At 38.5% G+C, this 19,210-nt stretch carries 15 protein-coding genes; 3 read left to right on the top strand and 12 right to left on the bottom strand.

Annotated elements, in window-relative coordinates:
• Position 1: 1 nt before the first annotated feature.
• The 11 genes from ACTJIV_RS05655 to ACTJIV_RS05605 all read right to left on the bottom strand — a co-directional run bounded on the left by ACTJIV_RS05655 (position 2) and on the right by ACTJIV_RS05605 (position 14,866).
• Complete coding sequence (locus tag ACTJIV_RS05655; protein WP_223559406.1) at positions 2-1,510, bottom strand: FAD-dependent oxidoreductase; 1,509 nt, start codon at positions 1,508-1,510, stop codon at positions 2-4.
• A gap of 365 nt (positions 1,511-1,875) precedes the next feature.
• Complete coding sequence (locus tag ACTJIV_RS05650; protein WP_336378334.1) at positions 1,876-2,487, bottom strand: ferritin-like domain-containing protein; 612 nt, start codon at positions 2,485-2,487, stop codon at positions 1,876-1,878.
• Positions 2,488-2,566: 79 nt separating this feature from the next.
• Positions 2,567-3,319: a KGG domain-containing protein gene (locus tag ACTJIV_RS05645; protein WP_440626188.1), complete on the bottom strand. Its 753-nt coding sequence runs from the start codon at positions 3,317-3,319 to the stop codon at positions 2,567-2,569.
• Positions 3,320-4,128: 809 nt separating this feature from the next.
• On the bottom strand, positions 4,129-5,310 hold the full coding sequence (locus tag ACTJIV_RS05640; RefSeq protein WP_440626186.1) for an alpha/beta hydrolase: 1,182 nt from the start codon (positions 5,308-5,310) through the stop codon (positions 4,129-4,131).
• A gap of 4 nt (positions 5,311-5,314) precedes the next feature.
• Entirely contained in the window at positions 5,315-8,044 is a 2,730-nt protein-coding gene (locus ACTJIV_RS05635; protein WP_440626184.1) for a TonB-dependent receptor, read from the bottom strand.
• A complete protein-coding gene (locus ACTJIV_RS05630) occupies positions 7,986-8,864 on the bottom strand; it encodes a prolyl oligopeptidase family serine peptidase (protein ID WP_440626183.1) in 879 nt (292 codons plus the stop codon). The genes ACTJIV_RS05635 and ACTJIV_RS05630 overlap by 59 nt, the downstream gene beginning before the upstream one ends.
• Positions 8,861-10,393, bottom strand: a complete 1,533-nt coding sequence (locus ACTJIV_RS05625; protein WP_440626181.1) for a long-chain-fatty-acid--CoA ligase — start codon at positions 10,391-10,393, stop codon at positions 8,861-8,863. Before ACTJIV_RS05625 ends, ACTJIV_RS05630 begins: the two co-directional genes overlap by 4 nt.
• A 230-nt stretch (positions 10,394-10,623) precedes the next feature.
• Positions 10,624-11,499 carry a helix-turn-helix transcriptional regulator gene (locus ACTJIV_RS05620; protein WP_111954597.1) on the bottom strand — a complete coding sequence of 292 codons (876 nt, stop codon included), beginning with the start codon at positions 11,497-11,499 and terminating at the stop codon, positions 10,624-10,626.
• A 61-nt stretch (positions 11,500-11,560) separates the two neighbouring features.
• Complete coding sequence (locus ACTJIV_RS05615) at positions 11,561-12,691, bottom strand: alpha/beta hydrolase-fold protein (RefSeq protein ID WP_440626179.1); 1,131 nt, start codon at positions 12,689-12,691, stop codon at positions 11,561-11,563.
• A 184-nt stretch (positions 12,692-12,875) separates the two neighbouring features.
• Positions 12,876-13,871, bottom strand: coding sequence for an alpha/beta hydrolase (locus ACTJIV_RS05610; protein WP_440626177.1), 996 nt, complete (start codon positions 13,869-13,871; stop codon positions 12,876-12,878).
• Between the two features lie 137 nt (positions 13,872-14,008).
• Positions 14,009-14,866 carry an AraC family transcriptional regulator gene (locus ACTJIV_RS05605; protein WP_336378326.1) on the bottom strand — a complete coding sequence of 286 codons (858 nt, stop codon included), beginning with the start codon at positions 14,864-14,866 and terminating at the stop codon, positions 14,009-14,011.
• A gap of 77 nt (positions 14,867-14,943) precedes the next feature.
• On the opposite strand from ACTJIV_RS05605, the gene ACTJIV_RS05600 reads away from it, so the two are divergent.
• A complete protein-coding gene (locus ACTJIV_RS05600; RefSeq protein WP_440626175.1) occupies positions 14,944-16,044 on the top strand; it encodes an alkene reductase in 1,101 nt (366 codons plus the stop codon).
• A gap of 68 nt (positions 16,045-16,112) precedes the next feature.
• Here ACTJIV_RS05600 and ACTJIV_RS05595 read toward each other — a convergent pair whose 3' ends face one another.
• Positions 16,113-17,243 carry an acyltransferase family protein gene (locus tag ACTJIV_RS05595; protein ID WP_440626173.1) on the bottom strand — a complete coding sequence of 377 codons (1,131 nt, stop codon included), beginning with the start codon at positions 17,241-17,243 and terminating at the stop codon, positions 16,113-16,115.
• 184 nt (positions 17,244-17,427) lie between these two features.
• Here ACTJIV_RS05595 and ACTJIV_RS05590 point away from each other — a divergent pair, with 184 nt between their 5' ends.
• The gene (locus ACTJIV_RS05590) at positions 17,428-18,486 is read left to right on the top strand and encodes a sensor histidine kinase (protein ID WP_440626171.1); all 1,059 of its coding nucleotides are present in this window, start codon (positions 17,428-17,430) and stop codon (positions 18,484-18,486) included.
• Positions 18,483-19,178 carry a LytR/AlgR family response regulator transcription factor gene (locus tag ACTJIV_RS05585; protein WP_440626169.1) on the top strand — a complete coding sequence of 232 codons (696 nt, stop codon included), beginning with the start codon at positions 18,483-18,485 and terminating at the stop codon, positions 19,176-19,178. The genes ACTJIV_RS05590 and ACTJIV_RS05585 overlap by 4 nt, the downstream gene beginning before the upstream one ends.
• The last annotated feature ends 32 nt before the right edge of the window (positions 19,179-19,210 follow it).

Here is a 19,210-nt window from a genome sequence, read left to right as displayed (position 1 = left end):
TCTAAAGTTCAATTCTATGCAAATCCTTTACGGTAGGACCTGTAAGCATTTTCCCATTGACATTGAATCTGGAACCATGGCAAGGACAATCCCAGCTTATTTCTGCACTATTCCAGCGTACTTCACAATTCATGTGAGTACACGTACTTTTAACAAGATGTATTTTCCCTCCGCTGTCTTTATATACAGCGTAAGATTCACCTTCGTATTTTACAACTTTTGCTTCACCTTCAGTAAGTTCGGTTAGGGAATTTATCTTCTCAATAAACAGTTTATCTTTCACAAAATCCAATACTACACTAGCCTGCTCTTTCACAAAATTGGTAAAGCCGGCCACCGGTTTTATCCTTCCCGGGTCAAAAAGCTCTTTATACTTACTGGAACCGGTTAAGATTAAGTCTCCAAGAATTTGTGAGGCAATAGTTCCAAAGATCATCCCGTTTCCCCGGAATCCTGTGGCTGTATAGATTTTTTTGCATCCCGGCAATATTCCAATATAAGGAAACCCGTCAGTCGGTTCATAGTATTGGCTGGACCAGCTGTAAACAGCAGTATCTACATCAAAATGTTCTCTCACATAGTTCTCTAATTTCGAAAAGCATTCTCCGGTATCCTCTGTATGTCCTGTTTTATGGTCTTCACCACCGGCAATCAGCAGATCCTCACCATTTATATTCTGAATTCTGTAGTAATGATAGGGATCAGTCAGGTCATACCCGAGATCTTTAGGATAATGATCTCCTTTCAGACTGAACGCAATGGCATAACTGCGGTAAGGAGCGTTCATCAGATGAAGGATGCTCACTCCGGGAGGAATATGGGTAGCATAAATAACATGGTTTGCACTAATACTTCCTTTTGAAGACTTCAAGATTACTGAATTCTCCTGTTCATCATGCCCTTCACAAACACAGTCTTCTACGAGTGTCCCTCCCAGATTAATAAACGCCTCTGCAAGGCTTTTGATATATTTGATGGGATGAAATTGCCCCTGATTGGGAATAACAGCTGCCTTCCTGAACGCAAAAGGAAAAGGAATTTCATTGGTAAACGTCATCTGATGCCCTACCTGTGATGCCCCTTTTACCATATCCTCCAATTGTTTTTCCTGCTTCTCATCTAAAGCAAAAAGGTAGGCTGTTTTGTTTTCAAAATCACAGTCAATATTAAATTCCCTGATATTATTCCTGATGATATTTTTGGCTTCAATGCCCACATATTTCAAGAGTTTTGCGCTATTTAAACCAAAATCCTTAATGGCCTGGGCATAGGTGGTATCAAAGAAGTCATTTAAGTGGGCTGTTGTTCCGCCGGTGGTTCCAAAACCAATGTTGGCAGCTTCCAGAACAATACACTTCTGACCTTCTTTCTGTAATCTTATTGCGGCAGAAATGCCGGTAATACCGGCTCCAACGATGGCAACATCATAGTGTTTTTCCAAGACTGGCTCTAAAGAAAACTTTTTAATTTCCTCCTGCCATATACTTTTTCTGGCTCCATCCCTGTTCATCACTTTTTAGCTTTTAAAGTGTCGCTTTTTAATCTTAGATCGTTTTTCTTCTTTGCTTCATCCTCATTTATATCACAACGGCAAGCTGTTAAACTCGTAAGGCAAAATGCCATTAAAATGATTGTTTTCATATTTTTTTGTTAGGGTTTATCTATTATTTTATTGCCTTAATAAAGATTTTTGTCAAAGATTTCGTATCATTTAGAAACATCTTCAAGGGAATGAGGGTGCGTAATAATATCATCCAGCTTCATAATGTTAATATTTAGTGGGTGTGAAGAATCTCTTCGGACAACATCTCTGGTAGTTTCCGGATTAAAATGTCATATAGATTTTGAAATCTATATGACATTTCATTATTTGACTTAATCTTCCTGTTCTGCATCAAAGTTGATGAAGGTTTCAGCAATTTCAGTAAGGTTATAATCTGTATCTTCTTCCTCCTGAAGTGTTTTTTCGAGCAGGTCTGCAGCCTTATCGTGTCCCATGGTAATAGCAAGCTGAGCCAGCCCCCCATAAGTTGCAATCTCATAATGTTCTACTTTCTGCGCAGCAATAATCAAAGCTGCATCTCTGGTCATAGAACCTTCTTCTGTAGATTTTATAACTTCCTCGCCTTCTTTTATGATTCCTTTTATTGCTTCACATTCTTTTTTTGCTGGAGTCTCATCAATGAGCTTAAAGACTTTTTCCAAACGGCTTATATGTTTTTTGGTCTGAAGCTGATGGTCTTCAAATGCATCTTTCAGTTCTTCGGTTGTTGCCGCTTCCTGCATTTTCTCCAGTGCGTCGATAATGGCATTTTCTGCGAAATAAATGTCTTTAAGAGAACTCACAAAGAACTTGTGCAGTGGAGAATTCTTCATTTCGTTTTTGTCTACCGAAGCATTGTCTACTTTCATTTTTTTATCTGCAGCAGATGCTGTTGCAGTGCCTGCAGATGTTGTTGTACTATTTTCTGTTGTTTTTGTTGCCATGATATATGTATATGATGTGGTGTTGAAATTAAATTAAAAGATTACCTCTTTAAAGCTGTAAAGAGGTAATCTAAAAAAATTATGAATTATTACGTCTGCCTCCAAATCCTGATCTTCCTGAACCGGAAGATCTTCCGCCACTATGAGAAGCTTGTCCTCCCATGCGGGCAATCCTGGTACGTTCAGCTTTACTCATGGATGCAAAACCTCTTCTTGAAGTTTCGTTTCCTGAATTTCCTGAATTAGAACCACGACCTGAGCCACTGCCGCTTCCTGAGCCTGAACCTCTTGAACTACCACCAGCGCCTGATCTTCCTGAATTTGAAGAAGATCTTCCGCCTCCATGGGAAGCTTCTCCTCCCATACGGGCAATTCTTGTACGCTCAGCCTTACTCATGGATGCAAAACCTCTTCTTGAAGTTCCGTTTCCTGAACCTGAAGATGATCTTCCTTTTCCTGATGAGCCGGATCTAGAGCCTCCTCTACCTCCGGAAGTAAATCTTCCCTGACTGTCTCTTTGTTGATTATCTCCTCTGGAACCTTCTCTTCCTACGAAGCTTCCACGTCCTCTATTATCGTCGTCTTCATCATCATATTCATCATCGTCATAGTCTTCGTAATCATCGTCCTCGTAGTCGTCATCATCATAGCTGTTTTCATAATCATCATAATCATCTTCATATTCAGAGAAATCATCATCATACTCTTCATCTTCGGATGCATCGTTATAACCATGGTCATAACCTAATTGATAAACTTCCTCTAAAGTAGATCTTTCACTGTTTGAAGAATTACTTCTTGAACTACGACTGTTTGAATTTCTAGTGCTCATAACTGAATGTTTTAAAAAATTAATATATAAGTGATGTATTGCAGTTCTTAACTAGTATCAGAAAAGCAATGGTGTTAGTATATTGATATAATTGTATTAAGCTGAACAGCTTATGTATGACCTCCACTATGGAAGCATCAGATTTTTAATCAGTTTGATATTTCAAATTTACAGCAGAATAATTCTCATGTTTATGACCCGCATCATATTAAATAATTTTTTCTGTTGATGATCTTCGATAATGTATTTATAAAGCGTGTAGTTCAAAATTACAACCCTATATAATTTATTTTTATGATTTACATCATAAAAAACAGATATTATTCAACATCCTAAAGAACTTCACACATTTTAATATTAAATAACATATTTTAAGAATTATATTATTTAAACAAAAAAAATTCAAAATATAATAACAGTAATAATAATCTAAAAAGTAAAGATATTATTTACAAAAAACCTTCCTGAGTAGGAAGGCCAGAATATATGGGTCTAAAAAAGTGTTTAAAAGCTATAAAGTTATTTTCCATCCTCTGTTTCAATGCAGGACCGTTATAATCAGTTATTGCATCAATTGAATACCAGTTTCTCAGTAAGAAACAACAGATTATTTTTCAAATTTATCTACTTATTCTTTTTTAGTTTATGAGCTAGATCACAAAGTAATTTTATTATCTTGGAAACACAATTATTTGGCACTTGTTCTTGTCCAAAAAGCACCATATGTCAACATACAGTGCTCTATTCTTATTAAAATATATTCAGCTGAACCAATCATTAACCAGTCATTATCCCTCAGACAAAGATTATTAATTTTCCAGATGATTATTTTTTAAAAACTCTCCTATTTTATTCCATTCAATCTGTCCTGCAATGGAATTGGAATTGGCGTCAAAAACATGTTCCCCGTAAGGAATTTCAACATAGGAAACGGGGAGCTTCATTTCTTCCGTTTTTTTTACAAATTTTCTTGTAGCTTCTACATTTACGACATGATCTATTTCGCCGGCAATAATGAACGTCGGGGAAATTCCTTCGGAAAGCTGGTCTATTAAATTCAGCTGTGCATAGCGCTGTGGGAATTCGGTGGGTGAACCTCCGAGATATTTTCTAGCCGCATATTTGAGATCAATATTCTTTTTTTCATCTATTTTCTGCCAGAGCTCGGATAAACTGACAGGCGGATAAATAGCAATAATTGCAGCCGGAACCGGAGGCTGAGGGGAATCGTAAGATTTGGCAAAACCTTTCCTTAATCCTAAATCTGCCTGCATCACCAAAGCGGCCCCAGCGGAGCCCCCTACTAAAACTATTTTGTTCGGGTCAACATTGAATTTTTTTGAATTTTTCACCACAAATCCCATTGAAGTCACGACTGAATTAACAGCAGATTCCCAATTGTGCCGGTCTTCTTTTCCTAAAGGATAATCGATGGAAAAAACGGTGTATCCATGATCTTTAAACCAATTGGCTGCATAACCTACCTGGGTTCTGTTCCCTTCAATAAAAGCACCACCGTGAACAAGAATAACAGGAATCGCAGGCACAGAAGATTTTACTTCCGGACGGAAAACATCTATATGCTGCTCTTCATTATAAATCGTAAGATAAGAATAGGTTTCAGTAGGTTTTATCGGTATTCCAGAACTTTTTAATCCCTGGGAAAAAGAAACTTTGGTATTGTATTTTTTGGCCGTGGAAAACATCACAGCCGTGAAATAAATCTGGGCAAGAAAAAACAAAACCGAAAGGACCAAATTGGCTATCAGTAATTTCCGCCAGTATTTTCGATATCGGTAGAAAAGAAAACAGATCAATAGTAAAACCAACCCCAAAACAACAAACTGTGAATTGAACTGCATGGTAAACGAACTGCTGTAACCGCTCAGAAGCATGGGTGCTTTCAGATACACAGAAATCATAGGAATAACCAATAATATCAGGATAATAAAGAGCAGAACTGCAAAAAATATAGATAAGGACTTTCTCATAGGATTAAAATTTATAAGTTACCGTAAAATATCCGGATGTGGGTGGAATGGCAATCGTAAAATAAGGAGTATTATTGGCCACTGCTGAGTTGTATTCAGCCTGGGTAAAGTTTTCGAAGCCGGCAAGCTGCTGCTGCAGGGTTCCCGGCCTCTGGTAGCTCATTACCCCATATTTGTTAAATACATTGTTCACATTCACCAGCATACTGATATTTTCGTTTAAATTATACCCTATTCCAAGATCAAACTGGGAAAATCCCGGAAGTTTATAGATATTGGTGTTGCTTCCTTCTCTTTTACCCATATAGCTCCAGGTCACGAATCCATATGCTTTGCCGATTTTCAAATTAGGAGTGACGTGGGCCATAATTTTCGGAGTATAGGCAATCGTAGTTCCCGAATATGAGGAAACAGTGTCATCTGAAGGACCGGCACTTCCCAAATTCCATAAATATCCTTCTTTAACTTTCGGATCCTGCAGGGTAAGCACAGCTCTGATACTGAAATTATCAGCCGGTTTTATATTGGTTTCCAATTCAATACCATAGGTTTCGTTTTTATTGTACAGGGACGGTGTGGTATAGAACCCGCCTTTGCCGTCATCAGCCATAAAGCTGTAAGGAATATTGCTCAGCAAACTGTAAAACGGGGTTATAAAAGCATCAAAATAAGTGGTTTTGGTTTTAAAGCCCATCTCCACCTGCTGTGTTTTTCTGGATTGCGGATTCAACAAGTCTATCGTTTCCGGCCTGTTGGCTGCAAAGAACATATCAAGATCCGGAGATTTGCTGCCTTTAGAATATCTGGCATATATGGCAACATTATTATTGAACTTATAATTCACCGCTGCTGAATAGGAAAAGTTTTCCAGCTGCCTGCTATAGGCAACATTGGTAAGTTTCGTTAAAGCATTGTTATTGTACAGGGTAAAAATGTTACTGTCCGTCCCTCCGTTTTTATCTGAAAACAGATAGGTTCTGGTATTATCCCCTTTGATCCATACTTTTTCATACCGGATTCCCCAATCCAGAGTCAGGTGATCTGTGATATCCCAGGTATGTCCGAAAAATACGGCCCCCTGCTGCTGTTTGGCTTTAAATTCAATTAAATCCCCCGTACTGCCTGCTGCCTGCGCAAACCCGTCATTATTGGTCAGCTGGTAAACACCGGGTTTTGTAAAATCTAAAGTAGTGACACCCGTTAAGCTTACCGTCAGCATTCTCGGCCTGTTTTCCAAAGTCGTAAGCCCTATCCCGTTAATTCCGGAAAAACGCCATACATCAGAATAACCATAATATCCTCCAAACGAGAAATTCATATGGTTCCATTTTTTATTGATGGTCAGCTGATTCATGGATTCTTTTACTTTATTTTCATAAAAATTTAGCGCCGACATTGCAAATGAATTATTCTGGATAGACTGACCCGGCAACTGATTCTTGGTGATCTGGTAAACAGGTAATCCTCCGACTCCCAGGGTAGCATTCACACTGGCAAGTTCCTGTCCTGTAAGCGCATCTTTAAAGGAGTAAGTTCCGATTCCCAGTCCACCGACTAAAAAATAAGAGGTCATATCATCCAGTGAGGTAAGAAAAGAATTACCCACACTGTTCTGCACCACATCATTATCAGAATATTTGCTTGCAAAGAACAGCTTCCAGTCATTTCCCAGGTTATGATCCCAGTTGAGTCCTACGGAACGGTATTTATTGCTAACCAAACGCCCTGAATTATAATCTACATTACCTCCGTGAATAAAATCCGGAGAATTGTACTGCAGCTCCGGAATAAGCAAAGACGAACTGCTGCTGAACCCTTCCGCCGGTTCGGGAGCCGTATAGTTTCTGGTAGGAATCAGCTGCGCATAGCCATTTCTGTCATCCAGATATTTAAGGAAAACTTTCAGGCTTCCTTTATTGTATTTTTTTACAATATTTGCTTTTACCTGGCCTCCGTTATTAAACGGATAGCCTGCATACCGGGCACCTAAATCATACCGGTAAAACCCGCCGACATTAAAAAACCAGTTATCACCCAGAGGTCCTCCAAAGTTGGCATCAATTCTGTGATATCCTGAGTTATTAGCTCCCTGAATTCCATATTTTGCACGGATTTCTCCTCCGAATTTATTGCCTCCTGTTTTGGAAATATAATTGAAGATTCCTCCTGGTGCATTGGCCGCCGTAATAGAGGCAGGCCCTCCTCTCACGGCATCAATCTGGGAAATGGTTGCATCTGCTCTTAGAAAAAAGTCGGGACCGTAATTATAATAGGTGGTATTGGTTACAGGCAAACCGTCTTCCTGCATAGATATATATTCGTAAGCAAAAGTCCCGTCTGAAGAACCTGCACTGATTCCTCTTGAGCTTACATTGTTCCTGATCTCTCCCAATGATGAGTTCACATATACTCCGGGAACGTTTTTAAGCAGATCTGCAGCACTTACAGGGACCTGTTTTTCAATGACCTCGCTTTTCAGAACAGAGATAGCCACAGGAGCATTCATCCTTGTTCTTTTATCAAATACCCCGGTCATAATCACTTCATCGATATCTTTTGTTTCCGCTGTATCAGCTTCTTTTTTCTGGGCCGTTACATTGGAAAAAGCTGCCAGGAAAAGTACTGCTACCGTGATTTTTGTATTCAAAAATGTAGTCTTCATAATATTGTAATCATTAATTTGTGCCATACTTTTTAAGCCATTCTGCCACATGGGTGAATACCACCTGCTCATCTGCCGGTAATTTTGTGATAAGATGCCCTGCGCCGGGAACTACGACCAATTTATACGGAACACCTTTTGCCTTCAGGGCTTTTTCCAGAATATAAGCTTGCTGGATGGGAACCACTTCATCCTTGTCACCATGAATAATCATTGTGGGAATCTGATTGACAAATTTTACAGGACTGGTTTTAGCATAAGCTTCCGGAATCGCATCACCGGGTTTCCAGACTACTTTGTTTCCAGACATTTTATCCAGGACATTCAAAAGGTTAGCTGCTTTCACGTACTGTAACGTCTGAACATCTGTAAAATCTACGGGACCACACATTTCTATGATGGTTTTAATCTGAGGATTTTTGGTATAGGCATACATCAGCGAAACATGGGCACCGGAGCTCCCTCCGGAAATTGAAAACCCGTTTTTTCTGGTATTCCACTCATTGGCATGGGAAGAAAGATATTTTACAACGTTATCAATATCATCTAAAAGCTCAGGAAGATGGGTGTCAGTAAGATTGGCATAACGGTAATTGAGATTGGCAACAGCAATTCCCTGTGAAAGAAGATATTCGGAAATTTTACCATCATATGTCCTATCACCTTGCGTCCAGGCTCCACCGTGGATATTAACAAGAAAGGCAGTTTTCGGGCTTCTGTTTGCCGGTAGATAGACATCCATTACGTTCCTTTCGTGTGAGCCGTATTGTATATCGGTAAGCTTTTCTTCCTTTTGGCTTACAGAAACCGTTTTGGTGTTTTCAATATTTTGTGTTGAGCAGCTTACCGTCAATAATGTAATGGACAGGGCTGCGATTTTAAAATAATTCATTTCAGTTGTTTTTTTAAATTCTTTTTAAGTATTTTTCCTGTAGCGTTTAAAGGCATCTCGTCTATAAATTCTATGATTCTCGGATATTTATATTTGGCAATTCTTTCTTTTGTCCACAGCTTAATATCTTCCTCGGAAGCGTTGCTTTCTTTTTTCTTTACCACAAATGCTTTAATTTCTTCACCTAGCTTTTCATCATCGATGCCGATAACCGCAACCATGGAAATATCAGGATTCCGCATCATCACTTCCTCTACTTCACGGGGATAAACGTTCATTCCGCCCCGGATAATCATTTCTTTTTTACGGTCAACGATGAAGAAAAAACCATCCTCATCCTTTACCGCGATGTCTCCGGAAAACATCCATCCGTTCTTCAGAACTTCCTGAGTTTCTTCAGGCCTTTTGTAATAGGCTTTCATCACATTGGGACCGCGATAGATCAACTCTCCTTTTTCACCAATCGGGAGTTCATTACCTTGATCATCTATAATCTTTACCTCAACTCCCCAGATTGGAGTTCCGATAGAACCGGGCTTTCGTCCCACTGCCAGCTGATTGAATGTCACCACAGGAGAACCTTCGGACATTCCATATCCTTCAATAATGGGAACGCCGAAGCGGGTTTCAAATTCGTCAATGATTTTTACAGGAAGGGAAGCACCGCCGGAAACACAGATTCTCAGTTTTTTAATGCTGTTTGTATTTTCTTCAGTGTTTTCCTCATTCAGCAGGGCCCAGTACATGGAAGGAACGCCGGCAAAAATCCGGATATCAAAACGGATAATGAGCTGATAAACTGCTTTGGCATCAAATTTCGGCATCAGGATAAGATGAAGCGATCTCCGGATTCCTGCAAGCATCATTACCGTTAAGCCAAAAATGTGAAATAAAGGTAAAACAACAAGCTGGGCTTCAAATTCGGTAGATGCAATTATAGTTGTGCTGGCTTCTGAATTGGTAAAGAGATTAATATGCGAAAGTTCGGCTCCTTTAGGTTTTCCGGTAGTTCCCGAGGTGTAAATAATAACGGCCGTATCTTCTGATGAGGTAATATAGGATTCAAATTGGGTTTCTTCGTCTTTAATTAAATCATCAAAATTCTCAACATCTTCAGCGAGATTCCCTATACTGATAAAATCTTTGCATGAGGTGCTTTTATCAAATCCCTCCTTTCCAAACTTTCCTACAGGCATTTCCGGAGTTCCTGCAAAGCACAGAAACATTTTACTGTCAGAATCGGACAGCTGGTAAGCAATCTCATCAGGTTTAAGAAAAATGCTAAAGGGTACAACCGTTGCCCCAGTTTTTAGTATTGCGAAAAAAATAACCGGAAATTGTAGAATATTAGGACATAGCAAAGCAACCTTATCGCCATATCCGATTCCTCTTTTTGCAAAGGCATTGGCCGCCTGGCCAACTTTTTCATGAAAAATTTTATAGTTGATCGTGGTTTCTCCCAGGCTTAAGGCTGGCTTTTCCGGATTTCTTCTTGCACTTTCTTCCACTAAAATTGATAAGTTCAGCATAATTTTGTTCATATTGAGTTAATGTTGATATGAAAAGGGCCTTGGTTAAAGGGAATTTCATATGAACTAATCTTAACTCCAAATTAATGATATGCTGCACAGGTGCTGACACGAAAAGGAAATTCCGTGATACGAAAAAGAAATTTTTTCATAGTGTATAAAACTGCAACTTCACGCAAATGTCAGGTATAACAGTCATTCACGATATTCCGTATAAAAGTGTTTAAGTTTTACTGACGTTCTTCGGAAGGAAGCTTCCCGAAATGACGGAGATAAAGCTGTGAAAAGTGTCCCCGGTTGTTATACCCGATAAAATCACTGATCTCCCCTACCGATTTTTCGGTTTCCAGAAGCATTGCACGAGCTGTTTCCATTCTGGTTTTGATAATATACTGATGAATAGGCAATTGGGTATAATCCTTAAATCCTTTTTTCAGATCACTGCTATTGAGTCCGCAGTAACGGCTTATCTCCCTGATGGCCAGACTCTGGAACGCATTGGTATCTACAAAATCTTTGGCCAGTTTTATTTTGTCTTCAAATGCCTTCTTATGCTCAAAAGTCTTTTCATCGGACAGCAGATAATGGATCCAATAGCTTAAGAACTCTAAAATCCGGCTTTCGAGAATAATACTGCATGAAGCATCGTCAAACGGAGTATCGAAAATAGTTTTAAGCTTTTCCTGACTCAGGTAATTGCGCTGTGCATTTTCCAGCTTTTCTTTCAGAAGCCCTTTATCTTTTGAAAATATGGTTTTGGGTACAAAAATCCTTACGCCATCGATATCGGTAGTATTGTGTTCAAATTTTTTTTCGTCATTAATAAAATTACTGCTGATCTTCCCTTCTTTATTGATCCGGAAATCCATCATCCCATTATCTCCTACTTTATGCGGGGAATGAAAAATGGTTTCTTCATGAAAGTTCCATTTTCCACGGAAAAAATGAAAATTCTTCTTACTGAAAAGAATCAGCTTCCCGGTTCCTAAATCCTCCGGCATCTCCAGAACAGTAGAGTTCAGGAAATCTTTATCACAAAATCTGTAATCCTTCATCAGACCTTGTTTAAAACCATCCGGTTCCAGATAAGGAAGGAGTAATTCCATACAACGGTAATTTATTGGTGTAAGTTAATAAAATTTCAAAACATGACAAATATCATGTTTTTTATTTAAAAATTTGCTGGGCAAACTGGTAAAGAGATCTTCTCCACGTAAGCCATTCATGGCGGGTTTCAGGGGATTTGTATTGGAAATAAGGATAATTATTCCTGTTTAAGAAATCCGTCAATAATTGATCAAATTTAAAAAACATAGCGTCTTCTTTTTCCCCGATTCCGATAAAGAAGTAAGGCTTTTTCTTAGACTTCAGCAAGTTTCCGATAGGAAGTTCTTTAAAAGGTTCTGCCTCAGTTCCTTCATAGATCACAGGACTAAATGCTCCGATCGCCGAAAATGTTTCGGGATGAGAAACCCCGACAAGCATAGCCTGATAGCTGCCGCGGGAAAGTCCTGCGATAGCTTTTTTACCTGAAGTTTTATATTTTTTCTCTATATAAGGAATCAACTCCTGCGTAATGATTTTATCAAGATTTTTGGAAGAAAGCACTGTTCTGGGATAGTTGTCCGGCATTTTTTCCTGTTCGGCATTCAGGGCAACCCCATAGTCCATCACCACTATCATTTCCCGTGCTTTTTTTTCTGCGAAAAGATTGTCTAAAATGTTTAGGATATACCCTTGTTTTTCCCAGCCTGTAATATCTTCTCCGGTACCATGGTACAGATACAGAACGGGTAATTTTTTTGTACCGTAATTGGGAGGAAGATATACTTTAAAATTCCGTTTACCCTGGGTAATTTGTGAGTTTAAACTGTCATTAATGATTTTCCCATGCTTTACATTTTTTTCCTGGAAAAAAACCTCCCCGGAAGGAACTTCAATTCCACTCGTCGGCTGGCTGTACCCGAAATACAGCTGTGTATTGGGATCATTAGTCCGTTGCCCATCTACATTGAACCAATAGTAATGAAATCCTATTTCCATAGGTGTTGTGAAAATGTTCCAAAAGCCATCTTTATCTTTGGAAACGGAAGATTTTATACTTTTCATGCCGTCTCCTCCATCTAAAGTTACAGATTTTGCATCCGGAAAGTAAACACGGAATTCTGCTTTTTTCTCAGAGTCTATTCTGGGAAATTGCTTTCCCGGTAAAACTGTTGAAGAAGTTTTATAAACCTGGGAAAATACGATGGAAGAGAATAAAACGAAAATTAAAGATATTTTTTTTGAGTACTGCATTATTTTAGTTTTAAAATATGATTCACAGTCAGACAGCTTTTCTAAAGAAAAGGGCTCTTGTTACTTCTGTCAATCCTGTGTTATTACATCAATATTAAGGAAAATATTTTTTCTTTATCCGGATCTATAGAATATTATTCTATGACAGTTTGAAATCCAGATTTCTGCCTCATCCCTGTCCTGATTATTTAAGAAACTGCTTCATCATTCTCAGGGTGATCTCCATGCTTCCGGGAAGTGGCATTCCGTGGGCATAGCCTGCAAAAACGTGTAATTCTGTGAAAATACCTGCTTTTATCAGACGGGCAGCGTAAGCTATTCCACTATCCCGTAAAGGATCTGCTCCGGCAACAAAAATTACAGCAGGTGGAAGATTAGAGACATCTTTAATATTGCCAGGCAATACGTATTTTTCTTTTGAATTACCATTTTTTCCTATATAGAAGTCTTTTAAAACTGGGAAATCATCACTTTTGACACCGGGAATTCTTTTAAATTCAACAACAGACGGGTAATCCATCCCGAAATCACCGGGAGGAATTTCCAGAACCTGTAAACTGATTTCCGGACCTTTCAGATCTCTTGTATATTGTGCCAGACTTCCGGATATCCCGGCTCCCGCACTGGAACCTCCAACTGCAATCAGTTTTGGATTTCCACCAATACGCACTGCATTTTTACTGGCCCATAACAGGGAAGCATAGGCATCGTGAAGTGCCGCCGGAAAAGGACTTTCCGGGGCGAAACGGTAATCTATATTGATAACAACAGCGTGCCCTTTCAAAGCATAATCTGCACACCTCTGATGATCCCATTTAGGAGTTCCATATACAAAAGCACCACCATGGAACCAAAGAAATAAGGGAAGATTTTTCGCGTTTTTGGGTTTATAAATCGTTACCGGGATTTCGGGATCTTTGGCATTCAATCCCGGAATTTTAGATTGGGTTACATCAACGCTGTCTTTGTTTTTCAGTTCCGGCCAGGCCATTTCTGCCTGGGTTTTGCGCTCTTTTTTTACTTCTTCCAGGGTAATATCCTGAATCGGAGCATTAATCATAGCTCTAAACTGGGGCAGTAATCTTTTTTCTGCTTCCTGAAGGGTAAGTGGATTATATTGTTGTGCAAATGATAAGCCCGGGATCAGGAAAGATATTAGGAATAACAGGTATTTTTTCATAATAACAGTAATGATAGATTCTATTCTTTCAAAAGTAATGTTATGCCTACCATTGGATGATACGAAAAGGAAATTTTGTGATACGGAAAAGAAATTTTTATAACCGGGTTTTCAAATTTGTCAGCAATTTTTTCTCTTTAGCTTTTAAACTGTTTCCGGAAGGCAGCAGCAGTTATCCCTTTATGCTTTTTGAACTGTCTGCTTAAATGGCTTTCATCAGAAAACCCTAAATCGTCTGCAATCTGTCCTATTGAATATTCACTGTAGATTAGCCGCTGTTCTATAATATTCATTTTATACTGAGTAAGATAACAGTGTAAGCTGTCGCCGGTGAGGTTCTTAAAATATTCGCCGATATAATTTGCCGACAGGTTAAACTGTTCTGCAAGATGTTTTATTCTTAAATTCTTAGGACTGTGTATGTTCTGATGCAGATAAACGAGTATTTTATTAATCAACGGTTCATCCATGGTTGTATCTGATATAACCTGCTGGGGATTCACGTTACGGGAAATAATATTTAAAACAAGAATGACCAGATGCTGAAGATTTTCATCAAAATAGGAAGGCTTGTTGCTGTATTCTGTGATCATATTTTCAATTAATGAAGCGATCATGTTGCAGTCTTTCTCATCTTTAATCAATACCTGCTCAAAGCGGTTGTGATGCGTGAAAATAGCTTCCAGCTGCTTTAACCATTCTATGACTCTTTCTTTTTCGTGTTTGGTTTTGTACTGTTCGAGAAAGACTTCGGAAAACCGGATGGAGCAATAGCGGGTATTGGTAGTACTCTCAAAACCTCTGCAGTCCAGCGGGGTAAACAAAAAAATACTGCCTTTAGTATATGGAAACTTGTTTTCATTAATAATCCTGGTGCCTTCCCCTTCCATAATCTGTACAATTTCAAAGAACTGATAGATCAGCGGACGTTCATGCCAATGTTCCATATCGGATACAAATATATCTAAAGGTTTATGTAAATGTTTAGTTTTCATTACCCGAAATGTACAAAAAAAACCGCCCAATATCCCTGTTTTTACCTCTTGGTTCATGTTAATTTTGTCAAAAAAATATGCCACAGAAAAAATTAATCGCTCCGTTTATCAGCGAAAACATTTCCCTTTCCAGCAGAGTTGTAATGGCTCCCATGAACCGTAGAAGAGCCATTAAAGGCATCCCGTCACCATCCATGATTACCTATTACCAGCAGAGAGCCGGTGCAGGATTATTAATATCAGACAATATTGCAGTTTCTTCCAATGGTGGAGCGTATATGAATACTCCGGGAATATATACTAAAAACCAAAAAGATGCCTGGAAAAAAGTAGTTGAAGGAGTACATACAAAAGGCGGAAAAATATTTGCCCAATTAGTACAGTCAGGCCGTGTTGGTCATCCGGCCATCCAAAATAATGAGCCATTGATAGCACCGTCTGCCATACCTGTGAATGAAACTATCCGTATTCCTGATAACAGCTATCAAAGCATGACCATTCCTGATGCTATCAGTACAGAAGAGATTCCGGTTTGGGTAAAAGTTTTTAAAGAAGCAGCCATCAACGCGATGGAAGCGGGATTTGACGGTGTTGAAATTCATGCAGCTCATGGCTTTCTGATCGACCAGTTCATCAATCCTCTGAGCAATACCCGAACGGATGAATACGGCGGAAGTATTGAAAACAGAACGAGGTTCCTTTTTGAAGTCATGCAGGAAGTTATTGCAGCAATTGGTAAGCATAAAGTAGGTATAAGACTTTCCCCTTTCCGCGAAATTTATGATCTTAAGACTTATCCTGAGGAACTGGCAACCCACGAATATATCCTTGATGAACTACAGAAACTGGATATTTTGTATGTTCACTTTTCTAATGCGGTAGCTGATGGAAAACCTTCAATTCCATTGAGCTTTTTAGAGAATGCGAGACAACGTTTTAAAAACATCATCATGATTGCCGGCGGCTTTAGCATAGAAACAGCGGAAGAAATATTGCAAACCGGGCTTGTGGACCTGGTCGCTTTTGGCAAACTCTATATTTCCAATCCTGATTTGGCAGAACGTATAAAAAATGATCTTCCGATGGCGGATTGGGATGAGGAAACGTTTTATCACGGTGGAGACAAAGGGTATACTGACTATCCGAAAATATCATTTCAGGGATGTATAGAGTGTTAGCTTTCATATTGAACTAAATTTTAATTGATCTGATACGAATTCCCGGATAGCTGGGCATTTGTGTCAGATCAATCACGTTCTGCTGTTCGGTTTAAAATCCTGTATTTAAGCCTTGAAGCAGGATTTTCAATCATAAAGCGATATAACAAACCTCCGGCGATACATCCTGCCAGGCAGACTAAAAGACTGAAATTGTCTGACACATTCATTCCAAACTGCCCAAGAGTATATTGAATCATATGGATAATTCCTTTATGTGAAAGATAAATTGCATAAGAAAGCGCCGCAATCTGTGTAGTACTATATGATTTTGACCTGAAGAGAAATGAAGACCCAGAAAGTGACGACATCAAAATAATTCCATAACTTATTGCTACAAAAGTAAATCCAAAGACGGAAGCTTCTTCAGAAACCTGATCGTTACATATCCAAAATGAAATCCCCAACAAAATCGCTCCAAGAATGAAAAGCTTATTCCCGTTGTTATGAACTGCATTTTTAAACTGAGATGAATATTGCATTAAATAACTGACTGTAACTCCTACTGCCAAACCGTCCAGACGTGTATGTGTAGGATAATACATTTCCATATACCAAACTTTCCAGAAATCTTCGGTATCCAGCACCGGAACAATAAAGTCTTTCCAAATGATAAATCTGGCTGTCAGCGAAAAGATGATGAGGAAGGCAGTAAAAAACACTGTATATCTCAAAACTTTTGCCTTCACTGCTACTAAAAGCATGCAAGGAAGGAAAAGATAAAACTGTTCTTCAATACATAAAGACCATGCATGCGAAAACGTTCCGCGGTTAATGACATCGAGTCCATAGTTTTGAGTAAAGGTGATAAACTTCCAAAAAGAGGATAATGCCTCTCTTTCCCTGAAAAACGGAAATGAAAAGTACAAAGCCAAAGTGAAACAATACGGCGGGATAATCCTGAAAAAGCGTTTGGTAAAAAATATTTTTAAACTGATACTTCCACTTTTCTCAATTTCTTTAAACAGCTGTCGTGATATCAAATAACCACTCAGTACAAAGAAAAGATCTACCCCGGTCCACCCGAATCTCCCTAAGGTATCCAGCCAGGCCGGATGTTGAAACGCTCGGTAATGGTACAATAAAACCAATACAATGGCTAAAGCTCGTAAATGATCCAGTCCGTAAAGTCTTTCAGAAGAATTGTAGTTTGCCTGCATTTTTTTTCTGCAAATGTTGTAAAACAGATCAGACTTTTTGTATAATCATGGCAGACAGCTATAATCTGCATGCCAACCGTAAAATCAGCCGTCCGAATGATAAATAAATCTTTCCGTCACTAATTTGCTTCTTTTTATCAAAAAATGACAGGCTGCACTTCAGGATTTTATATTTTTGAAGACTATGACATTCGGACCGGAAAATAATCTCAAACAGAATATCTGTTTCCAACTGCTCTTTTGGACGGCTTTGTTTGTATTTGGAATTGCAAGAATGTATGGAGAATATGATGACGGAATCTCTTGGGAAATCATCATTTATAATTTCTGTCACTGGATATTTCAGATAGCAGGAGCCAATTTTATCTATTTTGTTCTTATCCGGAATTTTTTTGACCGGAAAAATTATTTCGCATTTTCGCTGTCCCTTATTTTCAGTCTGTATGTTATTTCTGTGGTCAACAGGATATTCATTGTTTATCTGGCAGAACCTTTCTTCATCAGTGTTCCTAAAGACAGCTTCTACAGTATTTTTACGGATATCGGTTATCTTTGGACTCACTATATTTTTACAATTATCAGTGGAGCTTTTATTTTTGTTTCAGTAATGTTTGTGATTCGGTATAAAGATGAAAAAGAAAACACGGCGAAACTGCAGAAGGAAAAAGCTGAACTTGAATTAAAATCTTTGAAATCCCAGCTTAACCCACATTTTCTGTTCAATACTTTGAATAATATTTATTCCCTTTCAATCAGCAATTCAGAGAAAACTTCTGAATCAATCAGCCGTCTTTCAGATATTCTGGATTACATTCTGTATAAAGGCCCTAAAAATGAGGTATCCATATCTGAAGAACTCAATATGATTGATCATTATATCACCTTGGAAAGCCTTAGATACAGTGAAGGAAGATTAAAAATCAGCAGAACGGCTTCCTTATATTCAGCCGCTGTGATTCCTCCGCTACTCTACCTTACATTGGTTGAAAATGCTTTTAAACATGGCGCAGAAAAAACGATAGGCTCAACTGAGATAAAAATTGATGTTTCCACAGATCGCTCCTATTCAGTTTTCAGGATTCAGAATACTTGTGGAGATGATGAGTATAACAACCCTGAAGGAATCGGGTTGAAAAATATAGAAAAACAGCTCCGGCTCCATTACCATGATGATTTCATACTCAAAGTTTCAAAAGAAAACAATATTTTTAAAGTCGAAATAAAAACTCCAGCAATCTTATGATCAACTGTATCATTGTGGATGATGAACCTCTGGCAGCAGCCCTGCTTGAAAAACATATTTCCGGGATCGGACATTTAAAACTGACTGGAAAAGCTGAAAATGCAATGGATGCCTACAAACTTCTGCAGACAAAATCTGTAGACCTTATGTTTTTGGATATCCAGATGCCTCATTTAACCGGAATTGATTTTCTTAGATCACTTCCTCAAAAACCACCAACTATTTTCACAACAGCCTACCGCGATTTTGCCATCGAAGGTTTCGAGCTGGAAGCTGTGGATTATCTTTTGAAACCTATTACTTTTGAACGTTTTTTCAAATCTGTAGAACGGGTTTTAAGAAACAGAAGTGATTTTCAGGAGGACTTTATCATCATTAAAACGGAAGGAATGAACCGGAAAGTCTTTATTCAGGAAATTGTTTATTTTGAAAGCCAGGGAAACGATATCAAAATGGTGTTGGCCAATAATGAAAACATTATATCAAAGCATACAATAACAGAGCTGGAAGCCATTTTATCCGGAAGAAATTTTGTCAGAATCCACCGTTCATTTATGATTAATGCTCAATTCATGACTGCTTTTAACAACAATGAAGTCCTGCTAGGCATTCATCATCTTCCTGTAGGCAGAAGCTATAAAAATGAGTTCAATGCTTTTATAATAAGGGTTTCTAAAGGCTCTATTAATTGATGAAAACCAATTATCTCCTCTAATCTAAATAT

This window comes from Chryseobacterium sp. 22532 (genome assembly GCF_052044665.1).
Taxonomy (GTDB): domain Bacteria; phylum Bacteroidota; class Bacteroidia; order Flavobacteriales; family Weeksellaceae; genus Chryseobacterium; species Chryseobacterium lathyri.
The sequence above is the reverse complement of the archived record's forward strand: the minus strand, read 5'-3'. Positions and strand labels throughout refer to the sequence as shown.

Bases quoted from the DNA above. Each gene is read 5' to 3' on its own strand.
- ACTJIV_RS05655 (WP_223559406.1), bottom strand. From the start codon at position 1,510: ATGAACAGGGATGGAGCCAGAAAAAGTATATGGCAGGAGGAAATTAAA.
- ACTJIV_RS05650 (WP_336378334.1), bottom strand. From the start codon at position 2,487: ATGGCAACAAAAACAACAGAAAATAGTACAACAACATCTGCAGGCACT.
- ACTJIV_RS05645 (WP_440626188.1), bottom strand. From the start codon at position 3,319: ATGAGCACTAGAAATTCAAACAGTCGTAGTTCAAGAAGTAATTCTTCA.
- ACTJIV_RS05640 (WP_440626186.1), bottom strand. From the start codon at position 5,310: ATGAGAAAGTCCTTATCTATATTTTTTGCAGTTCTGCTCTTTATTATC.
- ACTJIV_RS05635 (WP_440626184.1), bottom strand. From the start codon at position 8,044: ATGAGCAGGTGGTATTCACCCATGTGGCAGAATGGCTTAAAAAGTATG.
- ACTJIV_RS05630 (WP_440626183.1), bottom strand. From the start codon at position 8,864: ATGAATTATTTTAAAATCGCAGCCCTGTCCATTACATTATTGACGGTA.
- ACTJIV_RS05625 (WP_440626181.1), bottom strand. From the start codon at position 10,393: ATGCTGAACTTATCAATTTTAGTGGAAGAAAGTGCAAGAAGAAATCCG.
- ACTJIV_RS05620 (WP_111954597.1), bottom strand. From the start codon at position 11,499: ATGGAATTACTCCTTCCTTATCTGGAACCGGATGGTTTTAAACAAGGT.
- ACTJIV_RS05615 (WP_440626179.1), bottom strand. From the start codon at position 12,691: ATGCAGTACTCAAAAAAAATATCTTTAATTTTCGTTTTATTCTCTTCC.
- ACTJIV_RS05610 (WP_440626177.1), bottom strand. From the start codon at position 13,871: ATGAAAAAATACCTGTTATTCCTAATATCTTTCCTGATCCCGGGCTTA.
- ACTJIV_RS05605 (WP_336378326.1), bottom strand. From the start codon at position 14,866: ATGAAAACTAAACATTTACATAAACCTTTAGATATATTTGTATCCGAT.
- ACTJIV_RS05600 (WP_440626175.1), top strand. From the start codon at position 14,944: ATGCCACAGAAAAAATTAATCGCTCCGTTTATCAGCGAAAACATTTCC.
- ACTJIV_RS05595 (WP_440626173.1), bottom strand. From the start codon at position 17,243: ATGCAGGCAAACTACAATTCTTCTGAAAGACTTTACGGACTGGATCAT.
- ACTJIV_RS05590 (WP_440626171.1), top strand. From the start codon at position 17,428: ATGACATTCGGACCGGAAAATAATCTCAAACAGAATATCTGTTTCCAA.
- ACTJIV_RS05585 (WP_440626169.1), top strand. From the start codon at position 18,483: ATGATCAACTGTATCATTGTGGATGATGAACCTCTGGCAGCAGCCCTG.